At 51.8% G+C, this 18,903-nt stretch carries 13 protein-coding genes; 9 read left to right on the plus strand and 4 right to left on the minus strand.

Going from position 1 to position 18,903, the window contains the following annotated elements; translation table 11 throughout:
* Positions 1-303: 303 nt before the first annotated feature.
* On the minus strand, positions 304-1,797 hold the full coding sequence (locus tag HMPREF2981_RS07540; RefSeq protein ID WP_070662057.1) for a leucyl aminopeptidase: 1,494 nt from the start codon (positions 1,795-1,797) through the stop codon (positions 304-306).
* A gap of 224 nt (positions 1,798-2,021) precedes the next feature.
* Here HMPREF2981_RS07540 and HMPREF2981_RS07545 point away from each other — a divergent pair, with 224 nt between their 5' ends.
* The 6 genes from HMPREF2981_RS07545 (at position 2,022) to HMPREF2981_RS07570 (ending at position 9,713) form a co-directional block, all read left to right on the plus strand.
* Complete coding sequence (locus HMPREF2981_RS07545; protein ID WP_070662060.1) at positions 2,022-2,933, plus strand: PAC2 family protein; 912 nt, start codon at positions 2,022-2,024, stop codon at positions 2,931-2,933.
* A gap of 268 nt (positions 2,934-3,201) precedes the next feature.
* A complete protein-coding gene (locus HMPREF2981_RS07550) occupies positions 3,202-4,839 on the plus strand; it encodes a DUF4192 family protein (protein ID WP_070662063.1) in 1,638 nt (545 codons plus the stop codon).
* A gap of 274 nt (positions 4,840-5,113) precedes the next feature.
* Positions 5,114-6,520: an RNA polymerase sigma factor gene (locus HMPREF2981_RS07555; protein WP_048752832.1), complete on the plus strand. Its 1,407-nt coding sequence runs from the start codon at positions 5,114-5,116 to the stop codon at positions 6,518-6,520.
* A 409-nt stretch (positions 6,521-6,929) separates the two neighbouring features.
* Positions 6,930-7,817, plus strand: coding sequence for a YwqG family protein (locus tag HMPREF2981_RS07560; RefSeq protein WP_048752831.1), 888 nt, complete (start codon positions 6,930-6,932; stop codon positions 7,815-7,817).
* 144 nt (positions 7,818-7,961) lie between these two features.
* Entirely contained in the window at positions 7,962-8,816 is an 855-nt protein-coding gene (locus HMPREF2981_RS07565; RefSeq protein ID WP_048752829.1) for a YwqG family protein, read from the plus strand.
* Positions 8,817-8,828: 12 nt separating this feature from the next.
* A complete protein-coding gene (locus HMPREF2981_RS07570; protein WP_048752828.1) occupies positions 8,829-9,713 on the plus strand; it encodes a YwqG family protein in 885 nt (294 codons plus the stop codon).
* Positions 9,714-9,747: 34 nt separating this feature from the next.
* Here the strand turns inward: HMPREF2981_RS07570 and HMPREF2981_RS07575 are convergent, their stop codons facing one another.
* Positions 9,748-10,881: an ADP-ribosylglycohydrolase family protein gene (locus HMPREF2981_RS07575; protein ID WP_048779128.1), complete on the minus strand. Its 1,134-nt coding sequence runs from the start codon at positions 10,879-10,881 to the stop codon at positions 9,748-9,750.
* A gap of 104 nt (positions 10,882-10,985) precedes the next feature.
* Here HMPREF2981_RS07575 and HMPREF2981_RS07580 point away from each other — a divergent pair, with 104 nt between their 5' ends.
* From HMPREF2981_RS07580 to HMPREF2981_RS07590, 3 genes are all read left to right on the plus strand, one after another.
* A complete protein-coding gene (locus HMPREF2981_RS07580; RefSeq protein WP_048779032.1) occupies positions 10,986-12,173 on the plus strand; it encodes a metallophosphoesterase family protein in 1,188 nt (395 codons plus the stop codon).
* On the plus strand, positions 12,170-15,361 hold the full coding sequence (locus tag HMPREF2981_RS07585; protein WP_070662066.1) for an AAA family ATPase: 3,192 nt from the start codon (positions 12,170-12,172) through the stop codon (positions 15,359-15,361). Before HMPREF2981_RS07580 ends, HMPREF2981_RS07585 begins: the two co-directional genes overlap by 4 nt.
* Positions 15,362-15,449: 88 nt before the next feature.
* On the plus strand, positions 15,450-16,967 hold the full coding sequence (locus HMPREF2981_RS07590; RefSeq protein ID WP_246825388.1) for a hypothetical protein: 1,518 nt from the start codon (positions 15,450-15,452) through the stop codon (positions 16,965-16,967).
* A gap of 103 nt (positions 16,968-17,070) precedes the next feature.
* Here HMPREF2981_RS07590 and HMPREF2981_RS07595 read toward each other — a convergent pair whose 3' ends face one another.
* Together HMPREF2981_RS07595 and HMPREF2981_RS07600 are read right to left on the minus strand one after the other, a co-directional pair.
* Positions 17,071-17,718 carry an MBL fold metallo-hydrolase gene (locus HMPREF2981_RS07595; RefSeq protein WP_070662069.1) on the minus strand — a complete coding sequence of 216 codons (648 nt, stop codon included), beginning with the start codon at positions 17,716-17,718 and terminating at the stop codon, positions 17,071-17,073.
* Positions 17,719-17,738: 20 nt separating this feature from the next.
* Positions 17,739-18,830 (minus strand): S-(hydroxymethyl)mycothiol dehydrogenase, encoded by a 1,092-nt coding sequence (locus tag HMPREF2981_RS07600; RefSeq protein WP_070662071.1) that lies wholly within the window; start codon positions 18,828-18,830, stop codon positions 17,739-17,741.
* Positions 18,831-18,903 lie beyond the last annotated feature (73 nt).

Genomic DNA, 18,903 nt, shown 5'->3' on the forward strand with positions numbered 1-18,903 from the left:
TGCAATGCGTTCTTTATCTATATTGCTTTTCTGTCAAACAGCAGACCCGCACCTTCCGGTTTGCGTGAGGGCGCGCATCTATGAGAGAGCAGAAAAACACTCACTACAACAATACCCCTGTTTTAGGCCCTTTAAGTTCACCTGACGCTAATTTGGGGCAATAATCGCACAAACTGTGCAAATTTTTTGAAGAGCGTAACCATCCTGGAATTTATGATGTGAGATTTTGCACGTAGAAGAAGAGCAGTATCGGGGCCCTGAGACCGTCAGTCTAGGGACCCCAATATAAGGCGGATATTTCCTTTACCGTGCGTACGATTCGATGAAATTCACCAGGGTCGCGGTGCCAAAACCGGTACCTTCCTTAGGGGTGAACCCATAAGCACCTTCTTCGTTAAAGGCAGGACCAGCAATATCGAGATGTGCCCAGGGAATGCCTTCACCTACAAATTCTTGCAGGAAGAGCCCTGCGATCATCATGGAACCGTAGCGCGAACCCATATTTTTAATATCAGCTACTGGGGAATTCATAGAGGCACGCAGATATGATTCGAGTGGTATTTGCCAGTATGCCTCACCGGATTTTGCCCCTGCCTGTTGTACACGGTCGCGAATATCCTCATCACCCATAAGTGCGGCGGTACGCAATCCCAGCGCCGCCATAGCTGCACCCGTGAGCGTTGCAATATCCAGGATTACGGTAGGGTTTGATTCGGATGCAAGAGCAATACCATCCGCCATGACTAGGCGGCCTTCAGCGTCGGTATTGAGAACTTCAACCGTGCGGCCGTCACGAATAGTGATGATGTCTTCGGGGCGCAGGGAAGCACCGCCGGGCATATTCTCAGCGAGGCAAAGGTATCCGGTGACCTCAACCGGAATTTCCAGCTCGGACGCCGCAAGAACTGCGTGCAGAACCGATGCTGCACCTGCCATGTCGCATTTCATCGTCATCATAGATGCCGCAGGTTTTAGGGAGTTTCCACCGGTATCAAAAGTAATCCCTTTGCCAACGAGAGCCACATGTGCAGAAGGGCTCTCGGGGGTGTACTTAACAACGGCGAGTGCGGGCTTCCGCGGGGAGCCTTGACCGACTCCTGCGATGCCTCCAAAACCTTCCTTGAGCAAACGGTCATAAGGGTAGACTTCAATGCTGACATCTGAATAATCTTTGACAAGCTCTGTGGCGAGATTTGCAAAAGAATCCGGGTACAGGTGTGAAGGGGGCATATTGACGAGGCGGCGCGCATCCTTGGCAGCTTCGCCCAGAATAACGGCGCGCACAAGGGCGGGCTCGGCTTCGCTGGCATCGGCTTTTGCCACAATGGTGATGGACTCCGCTTCGTCTCGAACAGAATCTGCAGTTTTGCTGCGTACTCCTTCTTCGGAGAATGATCCGAGAACGGCACCGTGAGCTACAGCTTCAATTTCGTCGCGTGAGGTACTACCGAAGTCGAGCGCGATATGTGCAGTTCCTAAAAGCTGACGGGTTGCCGAGCCAGCAGCGAAGCGAAGGGCATCTAGGCGCTCCTGGTCAATTGTGGTGTCTGAGCCTAAACCGATGAGAGCGATGATGTCGGACGATGCCCCTTCTACGCCGGGGAGGCGAAGTATTTGGTCGAGAGCACCTGTGGCACCTAGAGACTCCAGAAGTTTATTGATGCTCTGCGCCGAATCATCAGGAAGTGAATTTGAGGCTAGGTAAGGTCCGTCTTCTCCCGAAAAGACACCGAGAACAAGTACCTCAGCATTCAGCGATTGCAGGTCGTTGGTGTGAAGAGAAAGTGCTGTCGACATAGTTCCTCCGCGAATGGGTTGGAATATTGATATTGGGTAATGTGTTTCTACTGTACACTGCGGGTATCGGAAATCTTGACGAACAGTACGGTGAAAATACTCTTCTAACGCTTTTACGAGTGTTCGCCTCGCGCGAGAGACTAGGAAATAGTACTGTTGCGGTTAGACACATACATTAAAATAAAAAGCTCAGAGACTAAACCCGGCGAGGGAAAGGAGTGAAGATGTTAAACCCTGAAGATTTATATTTGGCGAATAATAAAATTCTTCATGATGCACGGTTGAAAAATCTCACTCTGGTTATTGCTCTCTCAAGCCCACAGGATGCAGGATCCACAGCGGGGCAGCTGGGACATTTTCTTCTCAAGGAACTTAAGAATATTGAGGTTGTGGAGTTTGATACGGATCAGCTTCATGATTACCGTAGCCGCAGACCACATATTTTCTTCAATAAAGACCATTTTGAGCAGCCAATTATGCCTGCTCTGAAGCTTTATGCGGTCGAAGATACCCTTGATAAGCCTTTCTTGCTTTTGACCGGTTCAGAACCTGATTATCAATGGCAGCGTTTTCAGCAGGCGTTGTTGTCTATTGTGCGGACGCTGGATCCTTCACTTGTGGTGCTGGTGTCGGCGTTTCCAATGCCTGTGCCGCATACACGTCCTATGCCGGTGACGGCGCATGGCTCTCGGAAAGACCTCATTGAAGGGATTTCGCCATGGCGTCCTAAAGTTGATTTGCATGCTAATATGACGAATCTTTTAGAGGTTCTTTTCACCGAGAACGGCTTCGACACTGTGGGATTCGGTATTAATATTCCCCAGTATGTTTCTGATGCTGATTTACCGCAGGGAACGCTGACCGCGCTTGAACACGTGAGTATGGCAACCCGATTGGCTTTTCCGAGTGATGAGCTTAGGGAGGCTGCGAGGACTGTTCATGGGCAAATTAATGAGCAGGTCAAGGAGAACCCAGAGATTGGGCGTATGATTTCGACGATGGAAGCGAATTACGATGAAAACTTCCGTACCTCAAACGTCGCTATTCCGCTCTCGCAGCGCGACGCCCATAAGATTCCTGGACGTGATGAAATCGGTGCCATGTTTGAGCGATTCCTTGAGGAGCATGAAGAATAAGTAAGGCTCAAAAGATCTCATGGTTTAACTCAGGGGTGCACGCAACATAGAAAATTCAAGCTATGGTGGGTGCATCCCTAAACTTTTAGGGGTCACGTATGCCTTGTGCTGCTCGTGTGGGTATGGATCGTAATATTTGGATAGAAAACAGCTAATTCTTATCCACAGAAGCGAAATATGTGTCCTAACGAAGCGAATGCACCTGGGTTATCCACAGGTTAGTTGGTCTGCGAACTTTTAAGGTGAGCAATCTTGCCATAGTAAAGATATGACAACAACGAGTAACCTAACGACAACCTATAGCTTACATACCGAAGAAGACTTGATAGCTCTAGTGCTGCATCAGTTTGGGTACTGGCCGCAAGAATCGCTGGTGCTTTTAAGCGTGACGAAGCATGCTGTAGGGCCGTGTATACGCGTTAATCTTCCTGATGAGCAACAAGACCTAGAACAATATTTTGATACGTTAGCGAATCTGGTACCCGCCACCGTTGACGGGTTCGAGCCCATTACTGGGGTCTTTGCTTTGATCTTTAGCGGCAATGCGGCAACTCGAGAGCGGCAACTTTCACCTGCTACACGCACTGTCTTACACAATACGGATTTGTATATCGATAATCGCGCTGGAATCTCATTCAACCAGTGGCTGCCCACACTCTACGCAGCTTGCAACAATGTTCATCTTGATCTTTACGATGTGCTGTACTGCGGGTCCGTATCGCGATGGTCACTTGATCAAAACCAGCTTGCGCTCACTTACCGCGGCCCTATTGAAGACATTATGCATAGCTCGTACTATCTCGATCGGGTGTATGAGGGACGCCAAGTATCCGCAGAACCCCTGTCTGCATATACGCAATGCCTCTGGGATACTGCAACCAGTGCCTCCACGAATGAGGTGACAGAATGGGAACAAGCAAGTCTGTTGTGGATGCATACCTTTGAAGAAGAACTTAACCGAGCTACGGGTCGGCATACTGTTTTAGAACATCCCGGCTACTACCGTCAGAAAAGTATTGAACTCTGCTACTGGGAAAGTGCCCTTGAGGCTGTACGCTGGGTAATGCGTACCTATCCGCCTGAAAACGCCGAAGAGCACGATAACGCCATAAGTTTTGGGGATCGTTTACGTTCGCTGATATCACCCGAAATAGCCGGCTATCTGCTGTGCAGCATGAATACCCAGGCAACCCCAGAATTTATACTGTACCAAGCGGCTAAAGACCTGCCGGAAGCATTGGGGGTACTAGACGGATATGACTGTATGCATGCCGCATGCGGTGAAGGATCATACGAACCGGTGGAACCGCTATGTTACGGCAAACCAACAACTCGTCGGCGCACGACGCTGCCGGAGACCTTTTATCAAACTTTTCGGGGCGAAAGCCCCCGTATCGGAGGTATCGGGCACGGTCGCGTGAGCTGGCACGACTGGATACGGCGTACGCATCGTATACTTCAACAGCAGATTTTAGACGACACATGCGACTCGTCTGAGACCAGACCGGAAGAACACATAACGAAGATAGACCGGATGGTGGAACTTCTGAGCGGTCTAACAAAGGACTATAAACCGGCCTGGAGCCGTCTTAACGCTCTCGAAGTTCTCTGTAATCTGTTGGTGCATGCGGTTCAATCGGGTGAACAGTATGGTCGACTGAGGCTTCTTCAAGCCTGGATAAATTGGCTACGTGGCGGAAACACCTATGCAGGTATTCTCGCCGATATCGCTAGGCTTCACTGTGATGAAGATATGCCTCTTTTTCAGGCCCTATCAGAATCTGTATTTCCGCTCTGGATTACGGATCCCGTGCGGTGTTGGCGTGGCGACCTTTACTTCAGTACTCTATTGCCTCACGAGGCAGCCGCCGCCAAGGTAGAGACGATTGAGCCCAAGGCAGGGTAGCGAACGTTGTGTTTGCAGGGAATAAAACAGGGTTGTCTAGGCGAGCCTTATTTGAAAGAAAATAAGATTCTGCCATACTTGATGATGACCCCGTAAAGTCTGTGCTTTTGCGCGCGCCTTCATGAGGTGAAAACGCAGGGAATAAGCCCCAGTATCTAGCGGTTATATTTATTCCGCTAACCCTGCTTTCACCAGTAATGTGAGGAGCAAGACTTGACAGGGTCTTAGGTGTTTTGCAGACAAAGCACCCCAACACGAGTTAGAAAGGGTTCTTGTGGCACCTGCAACCAGCAAGAAGACCGCGACCGGTGAAACCTCTGAAGAGACTGTAGCCGAAACCCCCAAAAAGACAACCCGCACTAAAAAAACTGCAGCCACATCCAAACCTGCAAAAAAAGCGCCTGCTAAGAAACGCGCAGCAGCCAAAACTCAAGAAGACGCAAAATCTGATGCAGAGGACTCGGTCGAAACTACTGCCGAGGCCGTGCCTGAAGAGAAGTCTAAGCGCGCGCGTAAAACAACCACTAAACGTAAAACCGGTGGACGTAAGAAGAAGACCGACGAGGACGAGTTTGATCTTGACCTTGACGACGAACTAGATCCCGAGAACGTTGACGGCGAAGAGCACGAAGACGCTGACGAAGATGAAGAAGCCGTCGCCAAAAAAGAAGAGAAGAAAGCTGCCGAAGAAGTGGCGGCAAAAGGCTCTGGCTTCGTGCTGACCGCCAGCGATGATGACGATGCACCTGCTCAACGCGTCGTTACCCCCGGAGCAACAGCTGACCCCGTGAAAGACTACCTGAAGCAGATCGGTAAAGTCTCGCTCCTGAACGCGCAGCAGGAAGTCGATCTTGCGATGCGCATTGAAGCTGGCCTGTATGCGGAGCACAAGCTCGCCGACAACCCCGACATGGATCCGAAGCTCAAGAAGGAACTGCGCTGGGTGATCCATGACGGTAAGCGTGCAAAGAACCACCTGTTGGAGGCGAACCTGCGCCTCGTGGTCTCACTCGCTAAACGCTATACGGGCCGCGGAATGCTATTCCTTGACCTTATTCAGGAAGGTAATCTTGGTCTGATTCGCGCGGTCGAGAAATTCGACTACTCGAAGGGCTTTAAATTCTCCACCTACGCCACCTGGTGGATTCGTCAGGCAATTACCCGTGCAATGGCGGACCAGGCGCGTACTATTCGTATTCCTGTGCACATGGTTGAGGTCATTAATAAGCTCGCCCGTGTGCAGCGTCAGATGCTTCAGGATTTGGGGCGTGAACCCACCCCCGAGGAGCTCGGTAAAGAGCTGGACATGGCTCCCGAAAAGGTTATTGAGGTGCAGAAGTACGGGCGCGAACCTATTTCTCTGCACACGCCGCTGGGTGAGGATGGCGATTCCGAGTTCGGCGACCTGATTGAGGATTCGGAGGCTGTCGTTCCGGCTGACGCGGTGTCATTCACTCTTCTCCAAGAGCAGCTGCACTCGGTGCTCGATACGCTCTCCGAACGTGAAGCGGGCGTGGTTGCTATGCGATTCGGCATGACCGACGGGCAGCCGAAGACTTTAGACGAAATTGGCAAGGTATATGGCGTGACGCGTGAGCGCATTCGTCAGATCGAATCAAAGACCATGTCGAAACTGCGTCACCCCTCGCGTTCGCAGGTTTTACGTGACTATCTAGACTAGAGACAATACCCCCTAGTCGTAACGTGTTGAGTGCGCCCATCAGACCTTTCTGATGGGCGCACTTACGTATAACACTTAATACAATTAAGCAGTATGCGAATAGAAAACGCCCCTACTGAAATCTATCTTGAGGGTGAAAGAGCGTAACTTGCAGCCTTGAATACCGCGCTGTTGCGGCTTGGAAGGGCCCGCTAACAAGGCGGTGGTAAACAACGCAAATCTAAGGCATGTTCGTGCGTATAAAGTCGACCCTGCAAGTACACGACACGGAACGCAAGGTATGGCATAGCGTGTTTATCTGTGATTACCTAGAAGTAGTGGTTACCACAAGATAACGAACCCGCATTTTTTCCGGAAATGCAACCAACAACCGCATCCCACATCCACATCACCGATAGGGGACGATACTGTGAGTATTCTTGAAAAGACCGCTCTTGAACAACAAGCTCTGAACGTTATTGACCGCATCAATGCACAGCAGATATCGCCTGTTATTTTCTTTGACACTCAGCAGACATCAGAACCTCTGCCAGTGACCGCTTCTAAGGTTGGAGGTGTTCCCTACGTTCCGGTTGGTACCGCGGCGCCGACCAACGGCAGTGGACAGAATTTGGGGCTTATTGCCCAGATTAATTGTTCTGAGCTTCCCACAAACGACATTTACCCCGAAACCGGAATCCTACAGTTCTGGCTTGATCCGCACGAAGACTTGTGGGGGCTAAACTTAGACGATCCCACCAGCCAACAAAAAACTCGAGTTGTCTATTATCCGACTCTGGATGCGCCAGACTCCGGGATCGGTACCGCCGTAACGGAACTTATAGTTAATAACCCTTATGATGACTTATATTGGCCGGTCAGCGGACGTCATGGGTATGGTCTTATCGCCAAATCCCAGAGTAATGAAGAATGGATTTTTGACGGACGCCCACATTCGGAATTTACTCGAATCTGGAACGATATGTACCCCGAACAGCTTATAACAAGCATTTGGGACCTTCGAAAGTTCGACGGCGGTGCTGACACCATCAAGACCTTACGCGATATGACGGGCACTCCCGAAAGCTATACCCATCACAAAATTGGTGGTTACCCCCTCTTCGAGCAACGCGATCCGCGTGATGGTGATGCGGCTCTTACTCAGTACACCGTGAATCTGCTGACGCTTATATCACGGGTGGAGTCAGGGAGCCATGAGGGCATTATGTGGGGCGATATGGGAACCGCAAACTGGATGGTGACCTCGCACCAGCTTAAGAACCGAGACTTCTCGAAGGTTCTCTTCGAATGGTCATAAGGTCCAATACTTAGGACCAGCTGGCTGTACACACAAAATTCTCCGGCGTGTATCTTCTCCGACCGGGTGTAAAGATAATGCTTCATGCTAAGGTGTGAGTCATCTTTATATAATACTGGGCACCCAACCCAACGAGGAGAACGCGTGACGGATAAACAGACAGAAATACTAGAACGGGCTCGCACTTTACTGGCTGAGATGAATGTGGGACATCAAGTTCCCACGATGCGTATCAATACACAATTCGCTAAGTACAAGACATTGCCGGTCACCGCCTCCAAAATCGGGGGAGTGCCGTACCTGCCCAAGGGCCAGGACGGTCCCGTAGACGTTAACGGTGAACCTTTGCATATGATTGCGCAGATTAACTGCGTCGATCTGCCCCCGAATAGTATTTACCCGACGGAGGGGCTGCTGCAGTTCTGGATTAGCCCGATCGAGACCGATACGGAAGATTACACCTCATCACGATATGATCGCGTGATCTACTATCCCAAGCTGGGAAAAGCGAACAGGAAGGCTCATAAACTAGTCATTACCGAGGATAATGGCTTTATATGGCCTCTTTTGGGCGGAGAATACGCCCTAAGCTTCGAGCCTGAAAATCTAGAGTCCGGGCTAAAACTCAAACAATACAGTACCGGGCAGTTATTTACGCGGTTGTGGAATGAACGCTACCCGCAGGAGCAGATTGAAAGTCCTTGGGATCTTGATGAACTTGCAGGGCTTGAAGGCGATGACCTTGCGAGCACCTTTTATGAAGATCTTGATCACCACCAGCTGGGCGGTGTTCCCGAGTATATCGACTGGGACCCCCGCGATGACAAGGAGGAATGGAAAGACTACACGATTAATCTGCTCACTCTTGTCTCTGCGGATGAAGGTGACACCATAACCATCATGTGGGGCGATGCCGGAGCGGCAAACTGGCTGATTACCCCAGAGCAGCTGGAGAATTTAGATTTCTCGAAGGTCTTTTATTCGTGGGATAGCTGCTAAAGAAAATACACCATGAGCACTATTTTTGAGCGGGTCAAGCACCTTAATCATCTGCTGAGCCAGCAGGATCGTAAACCCACTGTGCGCATCATTCCTCGCGCAGTTCAGGGAACTGTGCCGGTGACCGCCTCTAAATTTGGGGGAGTGCCGTACCTGCCCGCCGGGGCTCAGGCCCCCACTAACCAGAACGGTAGGCCGCTGGGTATGGTCGCGCAGATTAACTGTGCTGAGTTACCCCAAAATGAGCTTTACCCCAAGATCGGTATACTTCAGTTCTGGCTGGATCCGTATGATGAGCTGGGACTGGGCATCGACCTGAAGAACCCGGTGTCGCAGGTCAATGCTCGCGTGATCTATTATCCTAATCTTGAGGAAACAAACCCATGTGCCCACACTCTTGTTATGCCAGATCAAGAGAAACAAACCGAGGTGGAATTTATGGCCTGGCCAGTACACATGGATCAGGGATGGGAAATCGGACTCAGCTTTGAAGAAGCCTCAGAAGGAATAACCCCACAGAATTGGTGGGTCTACCAGAGCCGGTTTGTAGAGTTGTGGGATGAACTATACCCCCAGCAGCCTATCGGCGATTTCGCGGGTGTTGATGCATACGCGCCCGCAGATGAGGAACGCCCGAGTGTGATGTTCTACCGTGACATAGATCAGGGAAGTTACCACAAACTTGGCGGATACCCCGAGTTTACCCAGCAGGACCCGCGTCAAGAGCATGATGGGCTCGATAACTACACAATCAACCTGCTCACTATGTTCTCTGAGGATGCCGAAAAATTTGTTACTGTTTGGGGAGATCAGGGCACTGCAAACTGGCTGATGACTCCGGAACAGCTGAATAACCGCGACTTCTCGAAAGTCCTTTTTGAATGGTCCTGCGGATAGCTGCTTCGCGCCGATTGTTTGCCTGAAATATAGTCTATAGTCCAAGTTGAGTGAGAAACCGCTCAGCAACGGCCTGCACTTCATCAAGACCCCGAACACGTTTTATCTGCGGTTCCACCAAGTCGCCGAGCTGAAAACAGAGCGCCACGAGAGACCCCATCACAGACCCGACGGAATCCGAATCGGAATCTACCGATATGGCCTGCGTGTAAGCGTCGAGCAAAATATGACGGGTTAGACCGGAGGAGGCGCGGGCGCGCGACTCCGCGTAGAGCGCCACCCACACGGCGATCCCCAACACCGTCGTAGCCATCCAATCGGTGCCGAACTCTTGTGCTACTGCCTCCGCAGAGGGCTCTACAGGATGTTCTCCGCTCCCGAGACGAAGCGCCTGCTCTAGAACATCGCGGGTCTGCGAACCGTCACTGGGAAACACACCATCCGCATTTACCGTGCCGCACCACTTGATAATTGTCTTTACTGATGCGGCGAGTATGTCTGAAGATCGTGAAGGTTGGTCCGAAGTTACCCGACCTAGAACATCACGAACCAGCAGAGCATATGCCGCTGCAGAAACTAGCGCCTCCGGATGCCCATGCGTGAGCGCCGCACCACGTACCGCCAACGATACAACTGTACGTTCCTGCTCCACCGGTAAAAACCCGAATGCAACCGACCGTACAAGAGCACCAGAACCTAGCCCCTTAGGATTAATGTTCTGCGTAGCGGTCTGCATCTCTCCACTTGCTAAAGCACGCAGAGTTGCTTTCCCTGGACCTTCCTTCCGGGTCATATACGTACCATGATCGATGGTACGAGGCAGAGCATAAGGAGCATTCTCGGGTAAAACGAAACCCATACCTCGGTACCAGCGCAGATAGGCGAGCCACAGACATGCCGCTTCATCGGCAGCTGCCCCTTGGTTGTTCCATTCCAAAACCTCGGTCAGGGCATCAACGGTATAGCAGATCAGCTGGGTGTCATCGCTAAAGACCAGCGGGGTATTTTCCGCTGTGATGCTCTGCGGGCGTTCCGCGATCTCGGTGGCGCTCAGAAGCTCTAAAGGATACCCGAACGCATCGCCTAGTGTACCCGCAATCAAGGCAGATCGAAGGCGTTCGGCATACGTTGGAGAGGAAATATGAGGAACCCGAGTAAAATCACCCATAACGCACATTATCCCATACCCTACAATGCCAAAATACGGGCATAAGTTACGTACATGATGAAATCAGGGTGCATGTTCCAGCACCCAATGCAATACTAAAAACTATGAAGATTCTGCACACCTCCGACTGGCATTTAGGGCGTACCTTCCACCGGCACAGCCTGCACGAATGGCACCAGCAGTTCATCGATGAACTTATCGACTATGCGACTGCCGAAAAGATTGATGTGCTCCTCATCAGCGGAGACGTGTACGATAGTGCCCACCCCAGCGCCGAAACCACCGAACTTCTTGGCAAGACTTTAGACCGCCTGGGGCTCGCGGGAATTCAGGTAGTTCTGAGCGCGGGAAATCATGATTCCGCTCGTAGGTTAGGGTACGGGGCAGGTACTCTAGCGCGGCAGGGTATATATCCTGTGACGACTTTGAAGGAAACATTTGAACCGGTAGAACTTACCCGAGACGATATACGAGTGCGTATTTACGCCATACCCTACCTAAACCCGCGATACTATGGGCGTCAGCTTGATATCGACCCTACCCATGCAGCCGTGCTGGGAGAGGTCTGCACACGAATTCGAGAAGACAATGAGAAACGGAACGCAGGGGAGAACCCCGCAGATTTCACCATTGTCATGGCCCATGCCACCGTGAGCGAGCACGGTGACTTCAATGAATCTGTGCGTTCCTCTTCGGAACGAAATATCAGTGTAGGCGGCGTGGACTGGGTGCCGGCTGCGCTCTTCAACGGCTTCGATTACACGGCCTTGGGACATATTCATCGCCGCTATCCGGTGACGGATCTTACACGATACAGCGGCTCGCCGTTGCCCTTTTCCTTTAGCGAAGAAGCTAATAAGAACGGAGCCTATTTGCTGAACCTCACAGCACGCGAAGGGTGCGTGAAGGTGCAGATTGAATCCCATGAATGGCGCACTCGGCTGCCCCTCAAGACCCTGACGGGAACTTTCGATGAACTGATGGAAAGTGACGAATTCTCGCCCTACGAAACCGAGTATTTTTGCCGTATTATCCTGCGCGATGATAAGCAGCCGGTAGGCACTCTCGACGAGCTCCGTAAACGATATGAGAATATTGCCTCGTTCGTTTTTGAGCCTCTGCATCAACAACCGCGCGCAAATACTCGCCCGCGCATCACCGAAACCACTAACCCAGCGCATGTGTGCGAGGAATTCTACGCTACTGTGCGGGCGAATCCGCTGGAAGCGGCAGAAACCCGAGCCCTTGAACATATTGTTGATGAGGTTATCAGCAGCGGGAGGTCAGCATGATTTTTCATCGCCTAGAATTTGAAGCATTCATGGCCTACCCCAAGCGAGAGGTCATAGACTTTGATGCCCTCAACGAAGCCGGTATTTTTCTTCTTAATGGTCCCACCGGGTCGGGAAAAACGACCGTACTCGACGCTATCTGTTATGCGCTGTACGGAATGCCCTCTTCCGAGCGTGATATAGGATCTTTGTACTCTACCCATGTGCCCCCTGGAGAAATAAAACCCCATATTTTTCTGGAGTTGAGCATACAGAATCGTCGTCTAAGGATCGACCGAACCCCAGCGTATCGTCGGCTCATCACACGCGGGAAAAATAAAGGAACACCCACCCTCGAAAATCCGCAGGCTTTAGTTTCTGAACTTATTTCGGGCAGAGACCCGCAGGATGAACAATCCTGGCGTAAAGCCGCGGAGGGCATGGCAGACTCGGCGGACTACCTGACGAACCTTATAGGACTCAACCGAGAACAGTTTTTGAAGGTTATGCTCTTACCTCAGGGACAATTCGCCGATTTTCTTAAAGCTCGCAGTAAAGACCGAATTCCGTTGCTTAAACAGCTTTTTCCGGTTGATACCTATGAACAGGTACTGAATAGGCTTCGAGAGAAAGAACAGATTAGTGAGCGTGCTGTACAGGATATTAAACATGCTTTAGACAGGACTCTTGAGCAGACCGTCACGACGTACACAAAACTATGTGAACGACTTTCGCGTAGCGGCACAGACCTTGACGACAACAAAAATATCGTTGATGCGCAGGAGCGTGAAGTTTCTGAAGCATATACCAAGCTTGACCTAGCGACCGATCTTAAGACTGCACGGCATGATTTCGAGGGGTGGTTCACGGAGCATCTTCACGCTGTACGCCGGCAAGAACAGCAGGATGAGCACGCCCTGACCGACCTCAAAGATAAACGTGAAAAACTTGCCGCGCAACAGCAGGACATAGCCCAGCGAATACAGGATTGGACGGAATATGAGAAACTGCAGTCGGCATGGATGCGACACGAATCCCAGGAAGAGGAACATAAGAAACAGTGCCGAACGCTCAGTAACTCTCGGGCAGCAGCCCCTGTGGAGGCTGAACTGGAACGTTCTCGTCGTGATGAGGAACGCCGGATGCACGCCGCCGAGCACGCACAGGATACGCTGAACATGGCTCGGAGCAGCGCCTCACAAGCTCTAGAAGCCCTAGGGGACTGCACCGAGCACCTTGAGGCTTCACTGTACCGGATAGACATGGCGCAGGATCTTCAACGGGTTCTCAATCAAGCTCCAAGCGTGATGGCGCAGCTTCGGGTATACCAGTACGATGAACAAGCTTTAGAAGAGGCAAAAGCAGCCCTTACAGCGCTCAAGCGGGACTCCGAGAAAGCGCAACGGACGGTGGAAGGAATTGCGAAACGCGAGCTCCAGAGCCAGCAAAAACTCAGTGATATTAGCAAGCGGCTAAGCTCCCTGCACGATGTTGAACAGAACTACGCTCGGGCCCAACTTGCCCTAGAAACTGCGAAAAAGACCCAGCAAGAAGTCGCTGCCCATGCAGAAAAATTAGAGCAGGCGCAAACTGCTCACGACCAGGCCGTGCAGGCGTATGAGCTAATTCAGCGAGTATCTATCACCGCTTCAGAAGAGTACACGAGGCTTCAAAAACGGCGCTTAGAACAGGTTGCTTTCACACTTGCAGAGGAGCTGGACGAAGGACAGCCCTGCATGGTGTGCGGCTCTCGGGAGCATCCGCAACCGGCCCAGCCCAGCGTCAGCGGCATTACCTTAGTGGAACAATCTGAGATTGATGCCGCCGAGAAGCGTGCCCACCGGGAGCAGCAGAAAGCATCGGCAGCAGCTACTTCCGTGGCGCAAACCCAGACCGTTTTGGACCAACTTAACGAGTCTCACATGCCTGATTCTCAAGAAGCGCAGCGTCAAGTTGCAGAGGCACAAAACGTCTATAACCAAACTCAAGAAAGCCTAGAGAACAAGCGTGAAGCGCAGCATCAACAGGAAAAAGAGACGCTTGAACTTCAGAAAATTTCGGAAGAGCAGACCCAGGCGCGTACATCTTTAACCCAACTGCAGACTCAGCAGGCGAGTGAGCAGCAAACCCTGAAAAAGCTTGAGAAAAAACTTTGTCAGGTGGTAGCTACCATAAGTTTTGCCGACCGGGTACGCATGCTTGAAAGCTACGTGGAGCAGGCGCATCGTGCCGTTGATGCGAGCCGTCGTCTTGACGACGCCACAATTAGCGCCGCAGAGAGCGCCCATCAGGCACAGCAAAGTCTGGAACGGTCGGTTTTCGAGACTTTCGAGGCGGTTCAGCAGGCGGTTCTCACGGAGGTACAGCAACAGCATCTTGAGCAGGCTATTTCGGCTTATCGAGAAGAACATGCCACTCTTCAAGCCTCTCTTGACCGACCATCCATGCGTACCGTTGCCACGCTTATTGAGCATGGACAGAAGGCTCCTTCCCAGGAAGAACTTACCCGCATACGTCAAGAACGTGATAATGTTGAGCAACAGTATGAAACTTTGATGACACGCGAGGGTATTCGTACAAATGGTATTGAAACTTTAGAAGCTCTATTTCAGGACTACCAAGAACGGCAAGGGGAATCAGCCCACGCCGTGGAGCAGGCCAATCTTTACGCTGGACTGGCGCGCATCGCTCGGGGTGACAATCCTGATAAAAACCATCAGATAGATCTTGTGAGCTATGTGCTCGGCGGTGAATTTGAGCAAGTCTTGCAAGTGGCTTCTGAGCATCTGCAGCGTATGAGCGATAATCGTTACAGTTTGGTACTCAGCGACAAACGAGAGAAACGAGCGCGTATCGGCGGTGGTTTGAGTATTAGCGTTGAGGATAACTGGAATAACGACCAGCGTGAGGTGAGTTCTCTTTCCGGCGGCGAGTCTTTCCTCGCATCGCTTTCGTTAGCCTTGGGCCTTGCCGAAGTCGTTCAAGCACGTAACGGCGGTATAGAGATTGAGACACTTTTCATTGATGAAGGTTTTGGAACTCTCGATGCGCAGACTCTGGAGCTTGTAATGGAAACGCTGGAGAATATTCGAGAGAACGGTCGTGTTATTGGACTTATATCACACGTTGAAGATATGAAAGAGCGTATTTCTGCCCAAGTCAGTATAGAAAAGCGACAAAATGGCTCGACTCTTCGAGTTAACGTTTAGGTTTGGACGAATGTGGGGGTAAACTATCCAAAGAGATATCACTTAGATGGTTAGAAGACCGGCCTCAAACACCCCCAAGGAGAGCAGGATGCGCCCCACCACATCCGGAAGAGACGGCGGTGAGAGAACCTCACCTACACCGTTAGGTTCTGGTGCGTCTGGTACGCACATTACTAACAAGCCCTCGCAACAGCGGCATAGCTCTTTAGGGACCGGAGTACCTCGCTGGAGATCTGGACTCCAGACAAATACCGTGGTTCCCTATGAAGAATACGATCTGCGAGAAGCGACCCGTGCTCACGGTCGCAGCTTCTTGGGAATGTTGAGGCTTCGCCTAGGATACCTTATCCGCACACGGCGTGAAGAAGGATTTCTTTACAGCGCATTTGACGTTATGATGCATGTGCCTGTTGCTCTGATCGGTATGACCCTTTTTCTGGTAATTGCGCGAAATCTGCATACAGTGCATGATGGCGGCTACGCTGTAGGGGCTCTTGCCTTTGCCTATACCCTCAAGATATCGACAACCCCGATTTTGGAGCGTTACTGCGGGCTTAGACTCGTATTAGGAGGCAGTGCGGTTCTGCATATTCCTGCGGTACTGTACCTCATGCATCTGTCAAATATGCTGGCTACGGAGACCGCAGCTTTGGTCACGACTTTTGAGTATGCGGCGGCATGTATGCTGGCGGGCTACACCCTTCCGCCATGGCCTGTGATTGTGCATGAAGCTCGGTATAATCCCACAAAAACTTCTGATCCTGAGTGGCTTTTTGCCATGGTTGCATGGACGAATGTCGAAAAGCTGGCGCTGTATCCTCTGGCTGCATTTGTCTTGGTGCTTCTGAACAGCCTTATGGGTATTAACGCTGGGTTCTGGGCGGCTATTTTATTGGCTGGTTTGTTAATATTTGTTGTCGTTCTTATCCCCAACGTACTTCCTAGAACTCCAAAGTCGCTCCCCTCAGATTCAGACGTGGAGCGAGCAGATGGAACCGCACAATCGTATGTACAGGAGATACCCTCAGATTCTATAAGTATGGTTCTGATCTTGGGGCTCATGGTTATCAGCGGATGTATCGGATCTATCGGTTCAGCTCTGCTGGGATTCGCTCTCAATCACAATGCATTATCGCTCTACCCCTTGATGATTACAATATGCTTGGGGACGGCTGTTATCACTATGCTTCCGGTGCTTTTAGGCGCAGATAAAATTGTTCCTTGGCACGGTTGGCTTTCGAGCGGCGTTGTGCTCACACTGGCTGCACTTTTACTGCCTACTGTCGATCGAATATCAATGATGATGGTAGGCCTAGCAATCTACGGCGTGGCGTTAGGAATTGTTGTTGGCGGCCATAAATTAGCTTTGGCGCATGTGCTGGTACGCACTCCTGATACCCAGATGAGCTTCTATATTAGTGGTGCTATGGCACTAGGGCTTACCTTTGGTGCTACCTGGGGAGGGTACCTGGGAAGCGGGCCCTACTACCGTAACGCCTTTATCGTTCCGATCGTTGCCGCTTGCCTGTACTTCTGCATGGGGCATCTTTACGGGTATCTCTGGCGCCGCCGCTACGAGGAACAACTGGCGCCATTAGACGGCTGATCAGCAAGTAGGACTTACCCATATGAATAATAATGAGGTGGTACAGGTCTTCGAGAGGAAGACCTGTACCACCTCATATATGAGCAAAAGAGCCGTGAGGTTTTTAGTGCCCGCGTTTCTTCCAAGCGTCTAGATCGGGTGCCTCTACACCGATGCCTGTGGAGTCTCCGTGACCCGTGAGAACCGCCGTAGACTCAGGGAGAGTGAGTAACTTCGACTCGATGGACTCGATAATAGTGTCGAAATCGCTGTAGGAACGCCCAGTCGCTCCGGGACCGCCCTTGAAGAGAGTATCGCCCGAAAAGAGTACGCCTTCGCTGTTTTCCCAGCTAAGTTCGGGCGTGTAGAAACAGACCGACCCGGGGGAGTGTCCGGGGGTAGCGATCACATGTAGCTCGGTATTACCAGCACTGATTTTCTGCCCGTCGTGCAGGGGCTCGTCGAAGTCCCAGGAGGGGTACACCATCTCCCAGAGCACCCGATCCTCAGGGTTCAGGTAGACGGGTGCTTTAAAACGCTCGGCGGCTTCCTTAGCGGAGCGAATATGGTCGTCATGAGCATGGGTCAGCAGAATCTTCTCGACCGTGCGCCCGGCAACCTTTTTTGCGATTTTATCGACGTCATGCGCGGGGTCAATGATTGTCACGTGCTGGTCATTGCCAATAATCCACACATTATTATCGACTTCCCAGGTGCCGCCGTCGAGTGAGAACGTCCCCTGGGTAACAACCTGTTCAATAGCTTCAGTCATTAGGGGTTCCTTTCCCGGTTTTAAAGTTCCACCACGGAGCGCAGCACGCGACCGGTTTTCATGGTTTCAAAGGCATCATTGACGTCTTCCAGCTTAATACGCTCAGAGACAAAGCCGTCCAGATCGAGGCGGCCGAGCAGGTACTGGTCCACGAACTCGGGGAAGTCGCGTGAAGGCAGGGTGTCACCATACCAGGCGCTCTTAATAGAGCCGCCGCGCCCGAAAACCTCATCCAGCGGAATATCCCAGGTGGTGCCAGGCTCAGGGACCCCCACAAGTACCACGCGCCCGGCAAGATCGCGTGCTTCGAAAGCCTGTTTGAAGGTGGGGGCGATACCTACCGCGTCTATCACCAAGTCTGCACCAAACCCGCCGGTCAGCTCCCGAATAGCCTCGATTGGGTCTACCTTGGCGGAGTTCACGGTGTGTGTTGCGCCCTGCTGACGTGCGCGTTCAAGTTTATCGTCATCAATATCAACGGCGATAATGGTCGTTGCTCCGCCCAGCTGCGCCCCGGCAATTGCAGCGGTACCCACACCGCCGCACCCAATAACGGCCACGGACTCTCCGCGTTTGAGCGCACCCGTATTGAGAACGGCGCCCAGGCCTGCGGTCACACCGCACCCGAGCAGTCCAATAGCGGCGTACTGCTCGGGAGAAATATCGGCGGTGATCTTCGTGCACTGGCCCGCAGCGACCAGGGTTTTTTCGGCGAAAGAGCCAATACCTAAAGCAGGAGTGAGCTCGGTGCCGTCCTCCAGGGTCATTTTCTGGGTAGCGTTGTGGGTCGCAAAGCAGTACTGCGGCTCGCCCTTACGGCATGCACGGCATTCACCGCAGACCGCACGCCAGTTGAGGATCACAAGATCTCCGGGGACAATATCGGTCACGTCATCGCCAACTGCCTCCACTACGGCTGCTGATTCGTGCCCCAACAGGTAGGGGAAATCATCGCCCACACCGCCTGCAACATAGTGGTGATCTGTCTGGCAAACACCGCAGGTAAGAACCTTCACGAGGGCCTCGCCCGGACCGGGATCGGGTACGTGAATAGTCGTTACGGTAACGGGCTCGTTCTTAGCGAGCGCTACAACAGCTTTAACCTTGTGCATGCTTTGGCTTATTCCCTTCGGGATCGTTGAAGAAGTTTTTGGGACCTCGTGCGGCTTTACCCGTCGCATAGAG

The sequence above is a fragment of the Rothia sp. HMSC069C01 genome (assembly GCF_001814655.1).
GTDB classification, from domain to species: Bacteria; Actinomycetota; Actinomycetes; order Actinomycetales; family Micrococcaceae; genus Rothia; species Rothia dentocariosa.